The sequence below is a fragment of the Streptomyces sp. NBC_01351 genome (genome assembly GCF_036237315.1).
Lineage (GTDB): Bacteria > Actinomycetota > Actinomycetes > Streptomycetales > Streptomycetaceae > Streptomyces.
This window is the reverse complement of sequence record NZ_CP108356.1, coordinates 650,201-669,353: the sequence shown is the minus strand read 5'-3', so window position 1 is coordinate 669,353 and position 19,153 is coordinate 650,201. Positions and strand designations below refer to the sequence as shown.

General features: G+C 72.0%; 23 protein-coding genes. 13 read left to right on the top strand and 10 right to left on the bottom strand.

All coding sequences use genetic code 11. The features are described from left to right. Positions 1-10: 10 nt before the first annotated feature. A complete protein-coding gene (locus tag OG625_RS03280) occupies positions 11-838 on the bottom strand; it encodes a methyltransferase domain-containing protein (RefSeq protein WP_329376551.1) in 828 nt (275 codons plus the stop codon). A gap of 558 nt (positions 839-1,396) precedes the next feature. On the opposite strand from OG625_RS03280, the gene OG625_RS03275 reads away from it, so the two are divergent. Then, positions 1,397-2,884 carry a hypothetical protein gene (locus OG625_RS03275; RefSeq protein WP_329376550.1) on the top strand — a complete coding sequence of 496 codons (1,488 nt, stop codon included), beginning with the start codon at positions 1,397-1,399 and terminating at the stop codon, positions 2,882-2,884. 57 nt (positions 2,885-2,941) lie between these two features. Here OG625_RS03275 and OG625_RS03270 read toward each other — a convergent pair whose 3' ends face one another. After that, positions 2,942-3,313, bottom strand: a complete 372-nt coding sequence (locus OG625_RS03270) for a hypothetical protein (RefSeq protein ID WP_329376549.1) — start codon at positions 3,311-3,313, stop codon at positions 2,942-2,944. A 110-nt stretch (positions 3,314-3,423) separates the two neighbouring features. Here OG625_RS03270 and OG625_RS03265 point away from each other — a divergent pair, with 110 nt between their 5' ends. Together OG625_RS03265 and OG625_RS03260 are read left to right on the top strand one after the other, a co-directional pair. Further along, entirely contained in the window at positions 3,424-5,040 is a 1,617-nt protein-coding gene (locus OG625_RS03265) for a phospholipase D family protein (RefSeq protein WP_329376548.1), read from the top strand. A 42-nt stretch (positions 5,041-5,082) separates the two neighbouring features. After that, positions 5,083-6,090 (top strand): glutathione S-transferase family protein, encoded by a 1,008-nt coding sequence (locus OG625_RS03260; protein ID WP_443067667.1) that lies wholly within the window; start codon positions 5,083-5,085, stop codon positions 6,088-6,090. 28 nt (positions 6,091-6,118) lie between these two features. On the opposite strand, the gene OG625_RS03255 is transcribed toward OG625_RS03260, so the two are convergent. Together OG625_RS03255 and katG are read right to left on the bottom strand one after the other, a co-directional pair. Continuing rightward, positions 6,119-6,607, bottom strand: coding sequence for a hemerythrin domain-containing protein (locus OG625_RS03255; RefSeq protein ID WP_329376547.1), 489 nt, complete (start codon positions 6,605-6,607; stop codon positions 6,119-6,121). Between the two features lie 135 nt (positions 6,608-6,742). Next, entirely contained in the window at positions 6,743-8,932 is a 2,190-nt protein-coding gene (gene katG, locus OG625_RS03250; protein ID WP_329376546.1) for a catalase/peroxidase HPI, read from the bottom strand. 323 nt (positions 8,933-9,255) lie between these two features. Between katG and OG625_RS03245 the strand changes: the two genes are divergently transcribed. Together OG625_RS03245 and OG625_RS03240 are read left to right on the top strand one after the other, a co-directional pair. Further along, a complete protein-coding gene (locus OG625_RS03245) occupies positions 9,256-9,705 on the top strand; it encodes a Fur family transcriptional regulator (RefSeq protein ID WP_329376545.1) in 450 nt (149 codons plus the stop codon). Positions 9,706-9,762: 57 nt separating this feature from the next. Beyond that, positions 9,763-9,999 carry a hypothetical protein gene (locus tag OG625_RS03240; protein WP_329376544.1) on the top strand — a complete coding sequence of 79 codons (237 nt, stop codon included), beginning with the start codon at positions 9,763-9,765 and terminating at the stop codon, positions 9,997-9,999. A gap of 24 nt (positions 10,000-10,023) precedes the next feature. Here OG625_RS03240 and OG625_RS03235 read toward each other — a convergent pair whose 3' ends face one another. The 5 genes from OG625_RS03235 to OG625_RS03215 form a co-directional block, all read right to left on the bottom strand. Next, entirely contained in the window at positions 10,024-10,503 is a 480-nt protein-coding gene (locus tag OG625_RS03235) for a DUF6328 family protein (RefSeq protein WP_329376543.1), read from the bottom strand. An 83-nt stretch (positions 10,504-10,586) separates the two neighbouring features. Continuing rightward, complete coding sequence (locus OG625_RS03230; RefSeq protein WP_329390404.1) at positions 10,587-11,741, bottom strand: winged helix DNA-binding domain-containing protein; 1,155 nt, start codon at positions 11,739-11,741, stop codon at positions 10,587-10,589. Positions 11,742-11,923: 182 nt separating this feature from the next. Further along, positions 11,924-12,286 carry an SAV_915 family protein gene (locus OG625_RS03225; protein WP_329376542.1) on the bottom strand — a complete coding sequence of 121 codons (363 nt, stop codon included), beginning with the start codon at positions 12,284-12,286 and terminating at the stop codon, positions 11,924-11,926. A 183-nt stretch (positions 12,287-12,469) separates the two neighbouring features. Continuing rightward, entirely contained in the window at positions 12,470-12,877 is a 408-nt protein-coding gene (locus tag OG625_RS03220; RefSeq protein WP_329376541.1) for a hypothetical protein, read from the bottom strand. Between the two features lie 7 nt (positions 12,878-12,884). Further along, positions 12,885-13,871: a nucleoside hydrolase gene (locus tag OG625_RS03215; RefSeq protein ID WP_329376540.1), complete on the bottom strand. Its 987-nt coding sequence runs from the start codon at positions 13,869-13,871 to the stop codon at positions 12,885-12,887. 114 nt (positions 13,872-13,985) lie between these two features. Here OG625_RS03215 and OG625_RS03210 point away from each other — a divergent pair, with 114 nt between their 5' ends. The 6 genes from OG625_RS03210 (at position 13,986) to OG625_RS03185 (ending at position 17,150) form a co-directional block, all read left to right on the top strand. Further along, positions 13,986-14,279 (top strand): acylphosphatase, encoded by a 294-nt coding sequence (locus OG625_RS03210; protein WP_329376539.1) that lies wholly within the window; start codon positions 13,986-13,988, stop codon positions 14,277-14,279. A gap of 49 nt (positions 14,280-14,328) precedes the next feature. Beyond that, positions 14,329-15,603, top strand: coding sequence for a cytochrome P450 (locus OG625_RS03205; RefSeq protein ID WP_329376538.1), 1,275 nt, complete (start codon positions 14,329-14,331; stop codon positions 15,601-15,603). Further along, the gene (locus OG625_RS03200) at positions 15,575-15,898 is read left to right on the top strand and encodes a plasmid stabilization protein (RefSeq protein WP_329376537.1); all 324 of its coding nucleotides are present in this window, start codon (positions 15,575-15,577) and stop codon (positions 15,896-15,898) included. The genes OG625_RS03205 and OG625_RS03200 overlap by 29 nt, the downstream gene beginning before the upstream one ends. 108 nt (positions 15,899-16,006) lie before the next feature. Beyond that, entirely contained in the window at positions 16,007-16,663 is a 657-nt protein-coding gene (locus OG625_RS03195) for a TOPRIM nucleotidyl transferase/hydrolase domain-containing protein (protein WP_329376536.1), read from the top strand. Positions 16,664-16,824: 161 nt separating this feature from the next. Further along, the gene (locus OG625_RS03190; protein ID WP_329376535.1) at positions 16,825-16,980 is read left to right on the top strand and encodes a DUF6131 family protein; all 156 of its coding nucleotides are present in this window, start codon (positions 16,825-16,827) and stop codon (positions 16,978-16,980) included. 17 nt (positions 16,981-16,997) lie between these two features. Next, positions 16,998-17,150 carry a hypothetical protein gene (locus OG625_RS03185; protein ID WP_329376534.1) on the top strand — a complete coding sequence of 51 codons (153 nt, stop codon included), beginning with the start codon at positions 16,998-17,000 and terminating at the stop codon, positions 17,148-17,150. Between the two features lie 70 nt (positions 17,151-17,220). Here OG625_RS03185 and OG625_RS03180 read toward each other — a convergent pair whose 3' ends face one another. Beyond that, positions 17,221-18,066 carry a VOC family protein gene (locus OG625_RS03180; protein ID WP_329376533.1) on the bottom strand — a complete coding sequence of 282 codons (846 nt, stop codon included), beginning with the start codon at positions 18,064-18,066 and terminating at the stop codon, positions 17,221-17,223. Positions 18,067-18,206: 140 nt separating this feature from the next. On the opposite strand from OG625_RS03180, the gene OG625_RS03175 reads away from it, so the two are divergent. Both OG625_RS03175 and OG625_RS03170 read left to right on the top strand, forming a co-directional pair. Then, entirely contained in the window at positions 18,207-18,578 is a 372-nt protein-coding gene (locus tag OG625_RS03175) for an STAS domain-containing protein (RefSeq protein ID WP_329376532.1), read from the top strand. Between the two features lie 12 nt (positions 18,579-18,590). Continuing rightward, positions 18,591-19,115, top strand: a complete 525-nt coding sequence (locus OG625_RS03170) for an ATP-binding protein (protein ID WP_329376531.1) — start codon at positions 18,591-18,593, stop codon at positions 19,113-19,115. The last annotated feature ends 38 nt before the right edge of the window (positions 19,116-19,153 follow it).

Sequence of the window (19,153 nt, the reverse complement as noted above, 5' to 3'; positions counted from 1 at the left end):
GCAGAGCCGGTCATCCCGCGACGACGGCGCGGGCGAGGAAGTGCTGCTCGGCGTCGTCGTAGACCGCCAGCCGCCAGCCCGTCGTGGCCGGCGCCGGCCGCAGGTTCGGCTCGGCGAGCGGGTCGTCGGGGCTGAGGGGGCGGCCGTGGCGGGCTGCCCGCTCGGCGCGGCCCGCCGGATGGAAGATGAGCAGGGTGCCCTCGGCCGCGCTGACCCGTGCCCATTCGCGCAAGGCGGTGCGCGGGTGGGGCAGGTGGTCGAGGAGGCCCGCCGCGAAGATGCCGTGCACCGAGCCGGAGGGGAGCGGGAGTCGGGTGCAGTCGGCCAGGAGGAGTTGCCCGGCGTCGCAGCGGCCGGTGCGGGCCGCCGCGAGCATCGCATCGGTGACATCGACGCCGAGCACCGTGCCCTCGCCACCGACTCGGGCGCGCAGGGCAGGCATGGCGCGTCCGGTGCCACAGCCCAGGTCCAGCGCGGTCTGGCCGCGGCCCAGTCCCATGCGGGCGACAGCGGCTTCGTACGCAGGGGTCTGGTAGGCGAACCGGTCCTCCCACGCGCCGGCCCGCCGGGTGAAGAAAGCGCGGGTGGCGGTGTGTTCGGCGCGGCCCGCCGCGAGAGCGGTGAACCGTGCCAGTAGGCACTCCCTCCACGGCTCCAGCGCGGTGAGCGTGGCGCGCGCCTCCTCGTCCACCACGGTCGCGGAGTCGGCTTCGAGGGGGAACCGCAGGCCCCAGGCGCTGCCGCCGATACGGAACGCCTGCACGGCGCGCCGGTCGTCCGAGGCCAGGACCACTGCCTGCGCGGGGAGTTCGAAGGAGTCGTCGTCCCGGTGCGGCACCCGCGGCCGCCGCCAGTGCGCCGCGCATCAGCTCGAGTTCGCAGCGGCGCGCGGTGGCGTCCGTGCCGGGGTTCGTCGCCCCGGGGTCGCCCGTCACCACCAGCGCTTCCACCCCGGTGAGGTCTTCGGGCAGGTCACCCGTCCACGCGGTGTGCACGCGCAGGTCGAGCCATCGGCTACTCCTTGTTTGCCAGGCAAGGCGGCAGCTGTGAGCCGCACATGCGCAATAATGCCGCGAAAGCAATTGAATATGCCAGTTCTGTGATCGAATTCGCCGTACGAAGTCACGGGGGTGCGGGACGGCAAGGAGAAGCGCCTGCTCACAGAACGCCACGATCGGCGGGGCCGTTCTGCTTGCGCGGCCCCCGAACGAGGGGCGTGCCGTTCGGCCGGGTGCACGTCTGCGGTGGTGGCCCCGAGGGTGGCAGGGCAGTGTGGGGACGCTCCCTCCCCCACTGCCCCTGTCGAGGCCGGCCCATGGTGCGTCACCCAGCTCACGCGATGGCGGACCCGCCCGCTACGCGGCCCCGGGCCGCCGTCGCCCGGTGGCGCGGGCGGATGGGGCGGCGCGATCGGCGCCGGGACCTGGCCTGGCTGGCGCCCGTCGCCGCCGCGTACGCCCTCGTCCAGCTCGTCCTCACCGTGCCGGGCACCGGCCTGGGCTGGGACGAGACCGTCTACGTCAGCCAGGTCTCCCGCCACGCGCCCGCCGCCTTCTTCAGCGCCCCACGGGCCCGCGGCATCACCTACCTCGTGGCCCCGGTCGCCGCGCTCACCCCGTCCCCGACGGCGCTCCGCGTCTTCCTGGCACTGCTGTCGGCCGCGGCGCTGCTGCTGTGCCTGTGGGTGTGGCGGAGGCTGCTCCCCGCGCCGGTGCTCGCACTCGCGGGCGGTCTGTTCGCCGGACTGTGGGTGACCCTCCTCTACGGCTCCCAGGCCATGCCGAACCTGTGGGTGGCGTTCGGCGCGCTCCTCGCCGTCGGCTGCTTCCTGCGGACCGCACGCGACCACACCGACCGCCTCGCGCCGGTCGGCCTCGCCGCCGGCGTGGCCCTCGCGGCGCTCATGCGGCCGATGGACGCCGCATGGCTCGTGCTGCCCCTGGCGTGTGCCGCGGTCGCCGTTCCCTCCTGGCGGCGGCCGGCGCTGTTCACGGCGCTCGCGGTGGGCGCCGTACTCGGCGGCATCGAATGGATCGTCGAGGCCGAGCTCCGCTACGGCGGCCTCCTCGCCCGCTTGCACAGGGCCGGCGAGATCCAGGGCGGCCTGGGCTGGAACCCCGCCTTCGCCGACCAGTTGCGTGCTCTGGACGGCCGTACCCTGTGCCGGCCCTGCGACGGGCCGTGGTCCCGGCCGGTCACCGGCCTGTGGTGGCTCGCCCTGCCCCCGCTGATCATCGGAGGTCTGGTCACCGCCCGTCGCGCGGGCCGCCTGACAGTGATCCTCGTACCGACGGCCGTCGGCCTGTCCCTCGCGGCGCCCTACCTCCTGCTGATCGGGTATGCCGCACCGCGCTTCCTGCTGCCCGCCTACGCGCTCCTCTCCCTCCCCGTCGCGGTCCTCCTGGCCCGGCTCGTCACGATGGCCCGGGCGCGCTCACGTGCCCTCACGGCCCTCTGCCTCGCCCTCGTCGGATTCCACCTGGCCGTCCAGCTCGCGATCACCGCAGCCGCGGCGGAGCGCAGCCGGGCCACCCGGGCGGCGTTCACCGCGGTCGCCGGCGAACTGCGCCGCCAGGGTCTGCGGCCACCGTGCGTGATCAGCGGCAGCGAGGCGGTCCGGGCGGCCTTCGCCACCGGGTGCGCGTCCCGCCAGGTTTACGGCGGCCACGACGGCAGCATCACCGCCGAGGAGCTCGTGGCACTCGCCCGCACCCGTCCGGTGGCCGTCCTCGTTCAGGGGAACCGTCCCCCGCCGTGGGCCCGCGGCTGGCGCTCCCACCCGCTGCCGGAAGTCCAGGGCGTACCCGGCTACCAGGCCTACATCGCGCCCTCGGCCCGGCCCGCCACCGAACCGCTGCCCAAGAACGCCTCGTGGGCCCGCTGACAAGGGCACCAGGGCGCCAGGGCACCAGGGCGCCAGGGCGCCACCCGCCGCCGCGGACTATTCCTTCTCCTCGATCCCGACGGCCTCTGCCAGCTCCCGATGAGCCTTGCCCCACTCGCCCTCCTGCTGCTCCAGCAGGGCGGTGGCGATGGCGTCCAGCTTCCGTTGGATCGCGTGCTCGGCCCGGCGCTCGGAGTTCTTGAGCAGGGCCAGCAGCAGCAGGGACACCGCGGCCATGGCATCTCCGGCGAGGTGCTGCCACGCGATCGGCAGGTGGGCCACATGGATGGCGACGAAGCCCGCCACCAGAAGCACGCACAAGAAGGAGAAGAACGGGGAGCTCGTGAAGTTCGAGGCGAGCTCCGCCAGCTTCTCGAAGCGGCCGAGCCGCCCTGATCCACCCTTTTCCGACGGATGATCGAGGGTCATGCCCCGCGTCTGCCCGGAACCGGTCCGCCGAACCACATCGGCACGCCGCATCGCAGGCGCCCGCGTGAGAGTGCGCGCGATGGGTAGGCGCCAGCGGGAGGTCGGATGCCGTGAGGTACGCAGACTGGCTGCTGACAGCGGGTGAACGGGGCAACGCCGCGACGCGCCTGGACGAGCGCCACCCCGACGGGTCCGCCTGGTCCGAGGGGAACCGCGCACGGGCCCTGGTCCACGGCGCCTCCTACTTCGCGGAGCTTCTGGCGGGGATCCGCGCGATGCGCGCCGACGACCTCCTCCTGTTCACCGACTGGCGCGGCGACCGCGACGAGCGGCTCGACGGACCGGGTACCGAGATCGGTACCGTCCTGAGCCTGGCTGCCGAGCGAGGGGTCATCGTCAAGGGGCTGCTGTGGCGCTCGCACCTGGACGGCCTCCACTTCAGCGAAGAGGAGAACCGCCGCCTGGGCGCGGAGATCGACGAGGCCGGCGGCGAGTGCCTGCTCGACCTGCGGGTTCGGCCCGGCGGCTCGCACCACCAGAAGATGGTCGTCCTGCGCCACCCCGGCCGCCCGGAGCTCGACGTCGCGTACGTCGGCGGCATCGACCTCTGCCACAACCGCAACGACGACGCCGGCCACCGCGGCGACCGCCAGTCACTGCCCCTGGCCTCCGCCTACGGACCGCACCCGCCGTGGCACGACGTTCAGCTCGCCCTCCGGGGACCGGCCGTCGGCGATGTCGAGGCCGTCTTCCGGGAACGCTGGGAGGACCCGGCGCCGCTCAGCCGCAGCCCCCTGGTGCGACTGCGGGAGCTGATCCACCGGGAGGACACCAGCGCGGACGCGCTGCCGCCGCAAGAGGCCGATCCGGCGCCCCGGGGCACGCACACCGTGCAGGTGCTGCGCACGTACCCGAACCGCCTGCTGTACGGGTACCCCTTCGCACCCGACGGCGAGCGCAGCATCGCCCGCGGTTACATCAAGGCTCTGCGGCGGGCCCGGGCACTGATCTATCTCGAGGACCAGTACCTGTGGTCCGCCCGGGTGGTGGACTGCTTCGCCCGCGCGCTGAGCACGCACAGGCACCTGCGCCTGATCGGGGTCATCCCCACGGTCCCGGAGCAGGACGGCATGCTCACCCGCCCGATGAACCTGATCGGGCGGATCAAGGCCTTGGAGGACCTGCGCCGCGCCGGCGGCGACCGGGTCTCGGTCTACGGCGTGGAGAACCCTGCCGGGACGCCCGTCTACGTGCACGCCAAGGTGTGCGTGATCGACGACGTGTGGGCCTCCGTGGGCTCCGACAACGTCAACCTGCGTTCGTGGACGCATGATTCGGAACTCAGCTGTGTCGTGCTCGACCGGAGCCCGGACCTGAGGGACCCGCCCGACCCGGGAGGTCTGGGCGACGGCGCGCGCTCCTTCGCCCGCGAGTTGCGCCTGGATCTCATGCGCGAGCATCTGGACGCGGGGGACGGACCGGGGGAGCGCGCCCCGGACGTGCTGTGCGATCCGAAGGCCGCGTTCGCCGCGTTCCAGGAGAGCGCCACCGCCCTGGACGCCTGGCACGAGGGCGGCTGCCGCGGTCCACGGCCGCCGGGCCGGCTGCGCCGGTACGCTCCGCCGGACCTGCCCACGGTGCAGCGGGTGCTCGCCACTCCGCTGCACCACGTCCTGGTCGACCCGGACGGACGCCCCTTGGGGCTGCGGCTCCGCAAGGGGTTCTGACGCCGGGCGCGTTCCCCGGCCGCATGCGGGTAGGCGCCGGGCGTGAGCTATGTGAGTGCGGGCAAGGGGTACTCCCGCGACAGCCGGTACATCGCCACGCGGATCACCGCCGACGGGCGCGACGGATACCGGGTCGAGCCCGGCCGCTACCGTCTGGTGGTCAGCCGGGCCTGTCCGTGGGCGAGCCGGGCGGTGATCGTACGGCGGCTCCTCGGGCTGGAGGAGGCGCTTCCGATGGCCGTCGCCGGTCCCGTGCACGACGAGCGCAGCTGGACCTTCGACCTCGATCCCGGCGGGCGTGACCCGGTGCTCGGCATCGAGCGGCTCCGGGACGCCTACCTCGCGCGCGATCCGGGCTACGACCGGGGCATCACGGTGCCCGCCGTCGTGGACGTCCCGACCGGAAAGGTCGTGACCAACGACTTCCCCCGGATCACGCTCGACATGTCCTTGGAGTGGGCGCCCCACCACCGGCCCGGGGCGCCCGCGCTCTACCCGCCCGCGCTGAGGCCGCACATCGACGCCGTGAACGAGGTGGTCTACCAGGACGTCAACAACGCGGTCTACGAGGCCGGGTTCGCCGGCACCCAGGAGGCGTACGAGGACGCGTACGCGCGTCTGTTCGGCCGGCTCGACTGGTTGTCCCTCCGGCTCGAACGGTCCCGCTACCTCGTCGGTGACACCATCACCGAGGCGGACATACGCCTGTTCACCACGCTCGTACGCTTCGACGCCGTCTACCACGGCCACTTCAAGTGCAACCGGCACAAGCTGACCGAGATGCCCGTGCTCTGGGCGTACGCGCGGGACCTGTTCCAGACGCCCGGCTTCGGCGACACCGTCGACTTCGACCACATCAAGCGGCACTACCACCTGGTGCACACCGACATCAACCCCACGGGGATCGTCCCGGCCGGCCCCGACCCCGCGGCCTGGCTCGCGCCCCACGGCCGCACCGTCCTGGGCGGACGTCCCTTCGGCGACGGCACGGCGCCCGGGCCCGTCACGCCGGGGGAGGCCGTACCGGCCGACCACACCCCGCTCGCCTGAAGGCCCCTGAACTCGCGCTCCCCGACCGTCACTTGCCCACGATGCCGCGCACGTTCTCGATGCTGCCGCACCCGGACGCCAGCTGCTCCCCGCGCTCCCGCAGGAACGCGGCGCCCAGCTCGGCCCTGCGCTCGTCGGGGACGTTCTCCCGGGCGCCGTTGAGGATCGTCCGTTCCTCCTCGTCCAGGTGGTGGGTCACCGCCTCGACCAGGTCCTCCAGTCGCGCGTCCCACTCGTCGGAGCCGACGTCGTCCACTTCCAGGAGTGCCAGCAGCGCCTTGTTGCCCTCGGTGTGCTCCTTCTCCCCGTGCTCCACTTCCTCGTTGTCCACGTTCTTGAAGCGTTTGAGCGCGCCGTAGACCTCGGCCTCCTCCGCCTCGCCGTGCGCGACGAGCAGGGCCGAAAGCTCCTCCAGTGCCTTCGCACGATCGGCCTCGACGCTCCGCATGCGGCGGAACAGCTCCTCCATGGTGCGATGGTCTTCGAGGATCGCCTCGACGACATCCTGGTCCTTCATGGTCACCTCCGATGAACACGCTTCAGGGGGCGGCTGCCCCGGCACGGACCGTTCATGCGGGGCGCCGCCGCCCGTCCCGGCCGACCGTGAGCGACCGACCGGGACCCGGGCACAGGGTGGGGCTCAGGCCGAGACTCAGGCGAGGTCGAACCTGTCGAGGTTCATCACCTTGTCCCACGCCGCCACGAAATCACGTACGAACTTCTCTCCCGCGTCCGCCGACGCGTAGACCTCCGAGAGGGCGCGGAGCTGGGAGTTCGAGCCGAGGACGAGGTCGACCGCGGTGGCGGTCCACTTGACCTCGCCCTTGGCGTGGTCCCGGCCTTCGAACACGTTCTCGGCCGAGGTCGACGCCTTCCACTGCGTCCCCATGTCGAGCAGGTTGACGAAGAAGTCGTTGGTCAACGTCCCCGGCCGGTCGGTGAACACGCCGTGCCGGGACCCCCGGAAGCCGGTGTTCAGCGCCCGCATGCCGCCGACCAGCACCGTCATCTCGGGCGCGGTCAGGTTCAGCATGCCGGCACGGTCCAGCAGGAGGGTCTCCGGCGGCAGCTTCTCCCCGGGCCGCACGTAGTTGCGGAACCCGTCCGCCCTGGGTTCGAGTACGGCGAACGCCTCCACGTCGGTCTGCTCCTGCGAGGCGTCCGTACGCCCCGGTGCGAACGGCACCGTGACGGAGTGCCCGGCATCCTTCGCGGCCCGCTCGACGGCCGCGCACCCGCCCAGCACGATCAGATCGGCGAGCGAAACCGCCGTCGCTCCGCTCTGCGAGGCGTTGAACTCCTGCCGGATCCGCTCCAGGGTCTCCAGCACCTCGCCCACCTCGGGCGAGGCGTTGACCTCCCAGTCCTTCTGCGGTGCGAGGCGAATCCGGGCTCCGTTGGCCCCGCCGCGCTTGTCGGTGCCGCGGAAGCTCGCCGCCGCCGCCCAAGCGGTGCCGGCCAGCTGGGAGACCGACAGCCCCGAGGAGAGGACCCGGGCCTTGAGGTCGGCGATCTCCGCGTCCCCGACGAGCGCGTGATCGACGGCGGGCACGGGGTCCTGCCACAGCTGCGGCGCGGGAATCCACGGCCCGAGGTACCGCGAGAGGGGCCCCATGTCGCGGTGCAACAGCTTGTACCAGGCCTTGGCGAAGGCGTCCGCGAGCTTGGCCGGGTTCTCGTGGAAGCTCTTCGAGATCGGCGCGTAGACCGGATCCAGCTTCAGCGAGAGGTCCGTCGTCAGCATCATCGGAGCGTGCCGCTTCGACGGGTCGTGCGCATCGGGCACCGTGCCCTGGGCCGACGGGTCGGTGGGGGTCCACTGCTGCGCACCGGCCGGGCTCGTCGTCAGCTCCCAGTCGTACCGGAAGAGGTTGTCCAGGTATCCGTTGTCCCACTTGGTCGGCTCGGAGGTCCACGCGCCCTCGAGCCCGCTGGTGAGCGAGTCGACGCCCTTGCCACTGCCGTACGAGTTCACCCAGCCGAGCCCCTGCAGTTCGACCGGGCAGGCCTCGGGTTCCGGGCCGATGTACTCGGGATCGACCGCGCCGTGGCACTTGCCGAACGTGTGGCCGCCGACGATGAGGGCAACCGTCTCCTCGTCGTTCATCGCCATGCGCGCGAACGTCTCGCGGATGTCCCTGGCGGCGGCCAGCGGATCCGGATTTCCGTTGGGCCCTTCCGGATTGACGTAAATCAGGCCCATCTGCACCGCGCCGAACGGGCCGGAGAGTTCCCGGTCGCCGCTGTAGCGCTCGTCCCCGAGCCACGTGTCCTCGGAGCCCCAGAAGATTTCCTCCGGTTCCCAGATGTCCTCACGTCCGAATCCGAATCCGAACGTCTTGAATCCCATGGATTCCATGGCGCAGTTTCCGGCGAAAACCAGAAGGTCGGCCCACGAGACCTTCCGGCCGTACTTCTGCTTGACCGGCCAGAGCAAACGGCGTGCCTTGTCGAGGCTCGCGTTGTCCGGCCAGCTGTTGAGCGGGGCGAAACGCTGAGCCCCGGAGCCGCCACCGCCCCGGCCGTCCTCGATGCGGTACGTACCCGCGGCGTGCCAGCTCATCCGGATGAAGAGCGGCCCGTAGTGGCCGTAGTCGGCGGGCCACCAGTCCTGCGACGCCGTCATCACCTCGAAGACGTCCCGCTTCAGCGCATCGACGTCCAGGGTCGCGAACGCTTCCGCGTAGTCGAAGTCCTCGCCCATCGGATTGGAGCCGGCCGAGTGCTGGTGCAGAACCTGAAGGTCCAGCTGGTTCGGCCACCAGTCCCGGTTCGTCCGGGGTCGATTCGGCGCGGGGGCCGGGGAGGGGATTGCTGGGTTCTCGCTTTCGCTGCCGGACACGTCCGTCCTTCTTCCTGTCTCGGTGTTTCCGTCCGCCGGTTGCCCTGCTCTTGGCACTGCGACCCGCGCCCGCCCGTATGGTCGCGCACCGCGCACCGCACCGTTGTGAGAACACGCAGAGCGTCCCGAGTATCAAGCGGTCAAAGTCCGAAGTCCTTCGATTTCCGGCTCGACGGCCGACGGCAGGACAAAAATGAGATCCTCTGATCATCGCAATTCACCCTTGCACCCGGCCGCGCCACCGCCACGCACCGTCACCCGAACCCATTCCTCATGCCGGTAGGCTTCGGCCATTCCGCCGATCCTGAACAGGTGAACCGAAAATGAGTGACCTGCTGGAGCGATTGCGAGAGTGCGGGTGGCGCATGACGTCCCAGCGTCGTGTCGTCGCGGAGGTCCTGGAGGGCGAGCACGTCCACCTCACAGCCGACGAGGTGCACGCCCGCGCGGCGCAGCTGCTGCCCGAGATCTCCCGGGCGACCGTCTACAACACCCTCAGTGAACTGGTCTCGCTCGGCGAGGTCGCGGAGGTCTCCGCCCAGGGCCGCGCGAAACGCTACGACCCCAACGCGCACCACCCGCACCAGCACCTGGTGTGCTCCGAGTGCGGCACCATCCGAGACGTCCACCCGACCGGCGACCCCCTGGCCGGCCTCCCGGCCCAGGAGCGGTTCGGCTTCACGGTCTCCGAGGTCGAGGTCACCTACCGCGGGCTGTGCCCTGACTGCGCGGCCCGTCCGCCGCACACGGACACGCCCGGTTTTGGACCGTGACCGCCGGGCAGAAGCCGACTGCCACTCCGGGCACGAGTGAGTGGAGGCGAGTTCCGCATGACCGAATCCGCGATTCCCTACATGTCCACGGCCCGGGTCACGGTACTCGGCGTGCAAGCCGGTGACCCTCCGTTCCGCATCGTGGAGATCGACGGCGAGGTCGTCAGCACCGCCGGCTGCATGACGGACGTGCTCCTGATCGCCTCGGCCGCCGGCATCGTGATCCACGACCTGGACGACCCGGACGAGGTCAGGTGGGTGGGAGGGGGGAAGTTCCGCTGGAACGCGCGATGACGGCTGAGACGTGGTCGTGGCCCGTCACTCCTCGGAAGTGTGGCGGATCCGGACCCACAGCGGCAGCGCGAACCAGCACAGCAGGTACCAGCCCACCACGCCTCCCACGAGCCAGGGGACGAGGGAGTTGTCCGAGGCGACCCGCAGGACGAGGAAGAGGGCCGCGGAGCAGGTGGCCAGCAGCAGGACCAGGCCGACGAAGGTCATCCGCGCGGCCCACCTGACCGTCTCGGGTTTCATTCGGCGGCCCGTGACCAGACGGTGGAAGGCGACCGGCCCGATCAGCGCACCCGTGGCCAGCGAGCCCAGGACCACCGTGACCATGTAGGTCGTCTTGTCGGTGGTGGCCAGGCCGTGGAACACGGGGGTGAAGGCGACCGTGAGCAGGAAACCGAACAGGATCTGGACGCCCGTCTGGGCGACGCGGATCTCCTGGATGAGCTCCTGCCACCGCCGGTCCGCGCGCTCCTCCGCGGTCTCGTCCCGTCCGGTCTCCGTGGACATTCAGGCCACCTCCCTGTGCCGATCCCGCGCCTACCCGCCCCGGGGGCCGTCAACCAGATCCGCCCGTGACGACGCTCGCCGCGTCAGGCGTGGGGGCCTACGGAGACCGTGCCGAGGGTGAGCTCCGCGGCGGCTTCGAGCATCGCACCCGTACGCTCCACCTGCTCGTCCAGCGCGCGGCGGTGGGCCGTGCCCAGGTGCTCCAGCGGCTCCACGGTGAGCGCGATGCGGCGACCCGTTCGGCGCTGGTACCAGACTCCGGCGGCCGTACCGTCGACCAGCAGGACCGGGAAGTTGCCGGCCTGCCCGCCGGCCAGCGCGCGGGTGGCCGCGGAACCGGGGAAGAGCAGCTCGCGGGGGCGGGCGGCGATCACGTACGCGTCGAAGTACGGGAGCAGGCGCACCCCGCGCGCGGGTTCGTCCGGGAAGGCGGTGTCGCCGGTGGCGAGCCAGGCCCGGCCGGTCGCGAAGGGCACCTCCTCGATGCGGTTGCTCCGCCCGAGGGTGGCGAAGAGCTCGGCGGCCCACCCGGTGGGTGCGGCGAGCCAGGTGGCGAAGTCCTGGGGGGTGGCGGGCCCGTAGGCGCGCAGGTAGCGGTCCACCAGCTCGTGCACCGACCGGGTGGGGGAGGCGGGGGCGCAGCCGGGGTTCGTGTAGGTGACCTTGCGCCCCCGGTCGCGGCCGAAGGCCAGTACCCCGCGGTGGGCGGCGGTGTGCGTGACCTGGCGCCAGCGCGGCCACATGGTCTGGAAGGAGGGCATCACCGGGTCCGCGGCCCAGGATCCGGTCCGCGCCACGATCGCCTCGGTGAGCTCGTCCACCGTCAGTTCGGCGCCGGTCAGGGCGTCGCCGATCGCGGCGACCACCTCGTCCGTCTGGGTGGCCGTCATCCGGGCCTCCGGGCGGAACGGGCTCGGGCGGGCGGGCAGGGAGGACAGGGCCCCGGTCCACCACGGCAGGTCCCGGGCCGGCAGGAGGTGGATGGTGCCGCGCGGCCCGAAGGTCTTGACCAGCCGGCCCGGTCCCGGTCTTTGGGTCTGGCCGTCCTTTCCGGCCGGCGCGTGCCCGCCGGTGAGCGCGTCGCGCACGTCCGTGCGGGTCGCGCCCTCCAGGCGCAGCGCGATGGAGAGTTCCGCCGCGGACGCCACCTGGGCGTGCGCGCCGAGCATCCGCCCGGCGATGTCGGCCGGCGAGGACTCGGTGGCCGGGGCGGGGGCGAGGAGCCCCTGCCGGTCCATCCGGCGGGCACTCGCGGCCGCCCAGGACACCGACACCGTCTTCACGGTTCCACGCTACGCGGATCTCCTGCACGGGTGACCAGACCGCCTCTTTCGGACCTTGCCCGACTCGCGCCGCCCCGCGCTCGTGCCTATGGCCGGTATCCCGGAAGGGGCGGTGTTGGTCATGGCGTGACTCCCCTTCAGGCGGTCCGGGCCGTGGTCTCGGGCACCTGTGGCATCGGCCCCCCGATCGGGCCGGGGCTCGCCGCCGAGGCGACCGGGGGCGCCGTGAGGGTGGGGTCGACGGTCAGCAGGGATACGCCGAGAGGTGCGGCCAGCGCGCGCACCGCGGCCTCGGAGAGCCGGATCCAGGGCTGGTCCGCGCCGAGCGTGGCGGCCAGCCGGTCCGGGGTGGTGAAACCGACGGCGGTACGCGTTCCGAGCGGGGTGCGGAACAGCCGCACCAGCAGGTGCGCTCCTCCCGGCCGGGCGGGCACGTACAGGGGCCCGGCCGGGCTCCGTTCTTCGGGCTCGGGGTCGTCGTCGTACAGGAACAAACACATGGGGCCCTCCCTGGGGAACCACGAGCTGCGGTTGGCGCCCCGGGCCGCGCGGAGGCAGCCGGGGGCGGGACACCGAAGCCATCCCCGCCCGCGCACGCCCGTGGCCGCCCCCTGACGCGATCCATACGGCGACCGGCCGACTCCTGACGGACCACTGACGGGAGGACCGCCCGCGAACTCGGATCAGGCGGGGGTGAAGAGCTCTGCCCGTGCCTCGTCGAGCACGAAGCCGTTGTCGAGGCGGACGCGGACCGTGACGCGGGGCTTCTGCCCCTGGTAGGCGATCCACTCCGGTTCGAGGGAGTCGACCTGCTCCTCGAGCTGCTTCCTGCTCACGGGCGGCATCTGGTGGCCGAAATCGTCCAGGAGCGACTTGAGCCGGAGGTACTCGCGGACCTCGTGGCTCTGCGGCAGCGGCTGATCCCGGTTGTCGTTCACCTGCTCGACCGCGCCCTCGGTGCCCGATGCCAGGGAAAGGGCGGAGGCGACGGGCGCCGGCACTTCCGCCGGGTCGTCCTCGGCGAGGGTGACCGACCCGGCCAGCCTGAGGTCTGCCGCCAGTTTCACCCGCTGGCCTGCTTCGAGCGTCATCGTTCCTTCATCTCTCCGGTCGGTCAGTCGTTCCATTATCCGGATGCGAAGGCGGCATGCGGGCCCCGAGCGTCGCGACGGCGGAGACCAGCCGGTCCCAGAAGAGGTCGGTCTCCAAGCGCACCGCGGCCCTGGCGTTGACCGGGCGGTCCACGTAGCGGTGCAGGTCCACCACGGTGGCGCCGCGCGTGTACTGGCCGTGCAACTCCACGACGACGTTGGCGTCCACGCAGTGCACGAGCCCCGGGTCGATGACGCGCGCCACCGCGACGGGGTCGTGCAGCGGCGGGTGCGGGAACCCCCACAGCGTGCGGTACGTGGACGCGAAGAAGGTCAGCAGGTCGGAACAGACGCGCCCGAGGGGCGTACCGAGCCCCTCGAAGCGGGCCACCACCTCGGGCGTGGCCAGCGCCTGGTGGGTGACGTTGAGACCGCACATGGTGACGGGCACGCCGCTGCGGAAGACGATGTCGGCGGCCTCGGGATCCGTCACGACGTTGAACTCGGCCGCCGGGGTGCGGTTGCCCCGCTCCGTCGAGCCGCCCATCAGGACGATCTCGTGGATACGGGCGGCGTCCTGCGGATAGCGGGTCAGCAGCAGGGCGATGTTGGTCAGCGGTGCGGTCGGCACGAGGGTGACGGGTCGTGGATGCTCGGCCAGCGTCCGGTGGATGAGTTCCACCGCGTGCTCCTGGACGATGTCCACGGTGGGTTCCGGGAACATGGGCCCGTCGAGGCCGGAGGCCCCGTGCACGTCCGCCGCGACGCCGAGCGGCTGGACGAGCGGCCGGTCACAACCGGCCGCGATGGGCACGTCGGTGATCCCGGCGACCGTGCAGACGCGGCGCGCGTTCAGGGTGGTCTTGTCGAGCGTCTGATTGCCCGCGACCGTCGTGATGGCCAGCAGGTCGACCGCCGGGTCGCCGGCCGCCAGCATGATCGCGAGGGCGTCGTCGTGTCCTGGATCGCAGTCGATGATGATCGGAACGGGCACATCGCTCCTTCCGGTCCGGAAGTCGGGGGTCCGGGCCCCTTCAGTCTGCCGCCGCGCCGGCCCGTTACCGGCAGGCGCCCGGAGAACGGCTCGATCCCGCCGTAGGGTCGGGGCATGGTACGCAAGCGCGTGATCGTGTCGGGCGTCGTGCAAGGCGTGTTCTTCCGGGACACCTGCCGCCGTGAGGCGCTGGCGCACGGTGTGTCGGGATGGGTGCGCAACCTGCCCGACGGCGATGTCGAGGCCCTGTTCGAAGGGGGCGAGGACGCCGTCGAGGCGATGGTGCGGTGGTCACGTACGGGGCCGGCCGCGGCCGTGGTCCGGGCCGTCGAGGTCCACGAGGAGCCCGTCGCGCCCGAGGCGCCGAGCGGCTTCGACGTACGGCCCACTCCCCGGGACGGGCGCTGAGCCGGCAATCGGCCCGAATGCGCGCCCCCGTTCCGGGTAGGCGCCGGGCATGTCCGGTCATGCCATCGACAGCACCCTCTCCCTGCTGGCCCACGGCTATGCCTGGGCCCCCGATCTGCGCCGGGCCCACGACGGCGCGCCGGTGGTGCACACCCGCCTGATGGGGCGGCCCGCCGTACTGCTGCACGGTCCCGACGCCGTGGCCCTCTTCTACGACGAGAGCCTCGTACAGCGGCACGGCGCCGTGCCGGTGTCCGTGCTCGACACCCTTTTCGGCAGGGGAGCGGTCCACACCCTGGACGGTGCACGCCACCGGGGGCGCAAGGAGCTGCTGGTGTCGCTGCTCATGTCGCCGGAGGGGATCGGCGGCCTGAGCGCGCGGGTCGAGAGCGGCTGGCGCGAGGCCGTGAGCGACTGGGAGGGCCGCAGCGTGGTGCTGTTCGACGAAGTGGCCGCCGTGCTCGCGGGAGCGGTGTGCGACTGGGTGGGTCTGCCGGTCACCGACGAAGCGGCCCGTGAGATCGCCGAGGACTGCGTGGCCATGGTCGAGGGTTTCTCCACGGCCGGGCCCCGGCACGTACGGGCCCGGCGCGCCAGGCGCCGCCAGGAGCAGGGTCTCCTGGCCGCCGTCGAACGCGTCCGCATACACGACCCGCACCTGGTCTCCGGGACGGTCGTGGAGACGATCGCCCTGCACCGGGAACCGGACGGCACCCTGCTCGATCCGCACACGGCGGCCGTCGACATCCTCAACATCATCCGTCCGACCGTCGCCATCACCTGGTTCGTCACGTTCGCCGCGCACGCGCTGCACCGCCACCCCGGCCAGCGTGACCAGCTGCGCGGCGAAGACCCGGGCCACGCCCGCGCCTTCGCCCACGAGGTCCGTCGCTTCTATCCGTTCGTGCCCTTCATCGGCGGCCTGGCCGCCCACGACATCACCTTCGCCGGTGAGCAGGTCCCGGCCGGAACGCTCCTCCTCCTCGACGTGTACGGGCACCACCACGACCCCGCGCTGTGGCCGCGGCCCTACCACTTCTCCCCGGGGCGCTTCCTGGGCCACGATCCCGGCGGCGTCGCCGAACTGATCCCGCAGGGCGGCGGGGACGCGCGGACCGGCCACCGGTGTCCGGGCGAGGACGTCACCCTCTCGCTGCTCACCACGCTCGCGTCGGACCTCGCCCGTCTGGACCTCGTCGTACCGCAACAAGACCTGTCCATCCCGCTGAGCCGGATCCCCACCCGGCCCCGCAGCGGATTCGTCATCTCGGTCGAACCCCGGTCAAGGAGTGACCATGCCTCGCGGTTCCAGTCCCAAGCGTGAACGCCAGTACGAACACATCAAGGAGAGCGTCGAGCAGCGGGGCGAGAGCCCGGAGCGGGCCAAGGAGATCGCGGCCCGCACCGTCAACAAGGAACGCGCCCGGGCCGGCGAGTCGAAGACGGCGAGCCGTACCTCGCTTGAGGACATGTCGTCCTACGAGCGCGGAGGGAAGCGCTCCCACAGCGGGGCCCGAGGGCCGACGAAGGAGCAGCTCTACAACGAGGCCAGGCAGCGCAACATCAAGGGCCGCTCCCAGATGGACAAGGCCGAACTGGAGCGCGCCCTCGGCCGCTGACGCGGACACAGCCGCGCCTCCTGCGACTTCCCGGCCCATCGCCCCTGGAAAACGTACGTGCGTACGGGAACCGGGCCGTGCCACGATGGCGTCGGGAAGTGAGGTCTCGTGGACGAGTTGACGCGATTCCGCCTGGCGCTGGTCGCGTGGGCGGACGGCGGAGCGGAGGCGGACGCGGCCGCCGAGGTGGCCCGGGAGCTGGCCGGCGGCGGTGTACGGACGATCGTGCTCGTCGAGGGGAGCAGTGATCAGGTCGCGCTCGAAGCGCTGGCCGTGCGCCACGGCCGCGACCTCGGAGCGGAGGGCGTCGCGGTGGTACCGCTCGGAGGAGCGACGCGCATCGGGCGCTTCCTGGACCTGTGCGGCCCGCCCGGGCTCGGGCTCCCGTTGGCCGGCCTCTGCGACATCGGCGAGGAACGGTACTTCCGGCGTCATCTCCAGCGGGTCGGGCTCGGGTCCGGTCCGGCACACGCCGAGCTGGAGACGTTCGGCTTCCACGTCTGCGTCGCCGACCTGGAGGACGAGCTGATCCGCGCCGTCGGGGCCGAGGGCGTGCAGCAGGTGATCGAGGCCCAGGGCGAGATGCGCCCCTTCCGTACCTTCCAGGGCCAGCCGGCCCAGCGGGAACGGCCCCTGGAACACCAGTTGCGGCGCTTCATGGGCACGCACAGCGGCCGCAAGGCGCTCTACGCGCAGGCGCTGGTGGCGCACGTGCGGCCCGAGCGCGTCCCCCGGCCGCTGGAGCGCCTCCTCACGCACGTCTGATCCGTACCGCCGTACGCCGTACCGCCCGGACCGCGGAGCCGGCGTACCGGAAGAAATGCGACCACCCCTGATAAGGCTGCCGCAGGCGGGTAGAAGCGGTCTGCGGAACAGAGGCGGAACAGATCGCTCCGCCGCTAGCCTCCGCGGGATCGAGGGACATCATGCTCGTCCTCGGAATCATCTTGTTGCTCATCGGCTGGCTGACCGGCATCGGCATCCTGTGGACGATCGGAATCGTCCTGATCGTGGTCGGTGCGGTCCTGTGGATCCTGGGATCGCTCGGACACGCGGTCGGCGGCCGTCGCCACTACTGGTGAGGAGGAGGGTCGGGGCCATGGACACCAGTGGTCACACCCCCCGTGTGGTCGAGAAGGTGATCCTCCAGGCCGGAGAGGTTCCGTTGGAACACCATCTGGTGCGGGGCGCCGCGCACGCGTCCTGCCCGGTCGTCATCGTCCGCACGGACGCGGGGGCGCCGCCGAGCTGAGCGGAACCGAAACGTGGACGGTACGGGAGGCAGCGGGCCCGAACGCGGTGCCGGAGCTGCCTCCCTGCCGTCACGGCATGCGGTGGCTGCGGTGGCCCGGGCCGGGGCGCGGCTGGTCGAGGTCGAGCGTGAACAGCCCGCCGTCCGGATCGCACACCGTCACGTACTGGTCCACGCCGCCCCATCCGGCCTCGTCAGGGACGACCGTGCCGCCGTGCGCGACGACCGCCCTCCGTGCCCGCTCCAGATCCGGGACTTTGAAGTGGACCAGCCAGTGGGGCCGCAGCTGCGGCCTCGCGGCGGTGGCGTCGACGGGGCCGCTGTTCAAGCGCGCGACGGCCCGGCCCGCGCGCCGCAGGACGACCCGGTCGTCCTCGTAGGAGACCTCGCAGCACGCGGCGTCCTCGTCCTCGTCCTCATCCTCGCCCCCGACCCACTCCAGGACCTCGCCGTAGAACACGGCCGCGTCGAAGGCGTCGCGGGTGTGCAGCTCCACCCATGCGGGTGCCTCGCCGTCACCGACGCGCCACTCGGTGAGCGCTTCTCCCTCCCAGACACCGAAGGCCGCCCCCTCGGGATCGGTGGCGAGCGCCGCCCGCCCACGGGGCGGATAGGACACCGGCCCCACCCCGACCGTGCCCCCGCGTGCCCGGATCCCGGCCACCGCCGCGTCGGCGTCGTCGACCGCGAAGTACACCGTCCACGCCACGGGCACGGCCGACTCCCCGGCCGTCGCTCCGATCCCCGCCACCGGTACGCCGTCCAGCTCGGCCACCGAGGAGGCCCGCCCGAACACGCCGCGCCGGAACGTCCAGCCCAGCACCGCCCCGTAGAAGCGCTCCGCGGCCTGCAGGTCGCGCGTCATCAGGCTCAGCCAGCACGGCGCACCCGGTGCGTCCGCTGCCACGAGCACCATGGCAGCCTCCTCTCGTCCAGAGGCTCCGGAATTGCTGCTGCCCCTATTGTTGCCACATATGCCCATCAGGGGGCGTTGACGGGATTGGCCGGCGCGCACTCGGGTAGGCGTCCTGAGTCAGAGGTGGAAGGGGGTTCTCCATGGTTGCCACAGCGGAGGGCGACCGGTTCACCGTCGAGGTTCGGCATGTCCGGGGGGCAACCGTTCTCCGGCTCGGCGGAGAGTTGGACCACGATACGGCCGAGCCGCTGAGAGAGGCGCTCGAAGCCGTATCCGTCGAGGGGGGCGGACGTTTGCTGGTGGACTTCACCGACGTGGACTTCTGTGATTCGACGGGATTGAACGTCTTGCTGCGCGGACGGCTCACGGCCGAGCAGGCCGGGGCCAGGATCGAGCTCGTGGGCCTTCGTCGGCCGGTCGAGCGAATGTTCCGGATCACCGGCGCGGACGAGATCTTTCCCGTTTACGCTGACGTCGCAGAGGCACTGGCGGGACACCCGCAGCACCGTTAGCGGAGGCGCGTGATGAACGAGCGCCGTTCACCGGAGCGGAGTCGGGTCTTCGTGCTGGGCGCGGAGGAGGAGAACGTCGTCACCCGGTGCCGGGACTTCACCAAGCGGGCGCTGACCGACTGGGAATGGCTGCCCGCTCCGGACCCCGATGCCGAGGCCGACGCCGAGGACGTGCTGCTGCTCGTGTCCGAGCTGGTGGCCAACGCCCGCCTGCACGGTGGGGGCCCGAGTTCGCTCCTGCTCCGGCGCACCGGTGACGGCCTGCGCGTCGAGGTGACCGATCGGAGCCCGACCCTTCCCGTGCTCCAGAGCCATTCGCCCCCCGCCCGGCCCGGAGGGCACGGGCTGCGCATCGTGGACCGGCTGGCGCGGCGCTGGGGCGCGGAGCCGCTGGACGGCGGCAAGCGGGTCTGGCTGGAGGTCTCCGCGCCGCAGCGGATCGTGGAGGGGCCGGGCGAAGAGCGGCCCTGGTGGTCCCGGCGCAGGGCCGGGGGCAACGGCAGCTCCAACGGAGGCGTCAGTCGGTCCCGCCCGTGAACGATGACCGCCACCGCTACACCATGCACGACATGCAC

Coding starts and splice junctions, on each gene's coding strand:
- OG625_RS03275 (WP_329376550.1), top strand. CDS start 1,397: ATGGGGCGGCGCGATCGGCGCCGGGACCTGGCCTGGCTGGCGCCCGTC.
- OG625_RS03270 (WP_329376549.1), bottom strand. CDS start 3,313: ATGACCCTCGATCATCCGTCGGAAAAGGGTGGATCAGGGCGGCTCGGC.
- OG625_RS03255 (WP_329376547.1), bottom strand. CDS start 6,607: ATGAAGGACCAGGATGTCGTCGAGGCGATCCTCGAAGACCATCGCACC.
- OG625_RS03245 (WP_329376545.1), top strand. CDS start 9,256: ATGAGTGACCTGCTGGAGCGATTGCGAGAGTGCGGGTGGCGCATGACG.
- OG625_RS03240 (WP_329376544.1), top strand. CDS start 9,763: ATGACCGAATCCGCGATTCCCTACATGTCCACGGCCCGGGTCACGGTA.
- OG625_RS03235 (WP_329376543.1), bottom strand. CDS start 10,503: ATGTCCACGGAGACCGGACGGGACGAGACCGCGGAGGAGCGCGCGGAC.
- OG625_RS03230 (WP_329390404.1), bottom strand. CDS start 11,741: ATGGACCGGCAGGGGCTCCTCGCCCCCGCCCCGGCCACCGAGTCCTCG.
- OG625_RS03225 (WP_329376542.1), bottom strand. CDS start 12,286: ATGTGTTTGTTCCTGTACGACGACGACCCCGAGCCCGAAGAACGGAGC.
- OG625_RS03220 (WP_329376541.1), bottom strand. CDS start 12,877: ATGACGCTCGAAGCAGGCCAGCGGGTGAAACTGGCGGCAGACCTCAGG.
- OG625_RS03210 (WP_329376539.1), top strand. CDS start 13,986: ATGGTACGCAAGCGCGTGATCGTGTCGGGCGTCGTGCAAGGCGTGTTC.
- OG625_RS03205 (WP_329376538.1), top strand. CDS start 14,329: ATGTCCGGTCATGCCATCGACAGCACCCTCTCCCTGCTGGCCCACGGC.
- OG625_RS03200 (WP_329376537.1), top strand. CDS start 15,575: ATGCCTCGCGGTTCCAGTCCCAAGCGTGAACGCCAGTACGAACACATC.
- OG625_RS03190 (WP_329376535.1), top strand. CDS start 16,825: ATGCTCGTCCTCGGAATCATCTTGTTGCTCATCGGCTGGCTGACCGGC.
- OG625_RS03185 (WP_329376534.1), top strand. CDS start 16,998: ATGGACACCAGTGGTCACACCCCCCGTGTGGTCGAGAAGGTGATCCTC.
- OG625_RS03180 (WP_329376533.1), bottom strand. CDS start 18,066: ATGGTGCTCGTGGCAGCGGACGCACCGGGTGCGCCGTGCTGGCTGAGC.
- OG625_RS03175 (WP_329376532.1), top strand. CDS start 18,207: ATGGTTGCCACAGCGGAGGGCGACCGGTTCACCGTCGAGGTTCGGCAT.
- OG625_RS03170 (WP_329376531.1), top strand. CDS start 18,591: ATGAACGAGCGCCGTTCACCGGAGCGGAGTCGGGTCTTCGTGCTGGGC.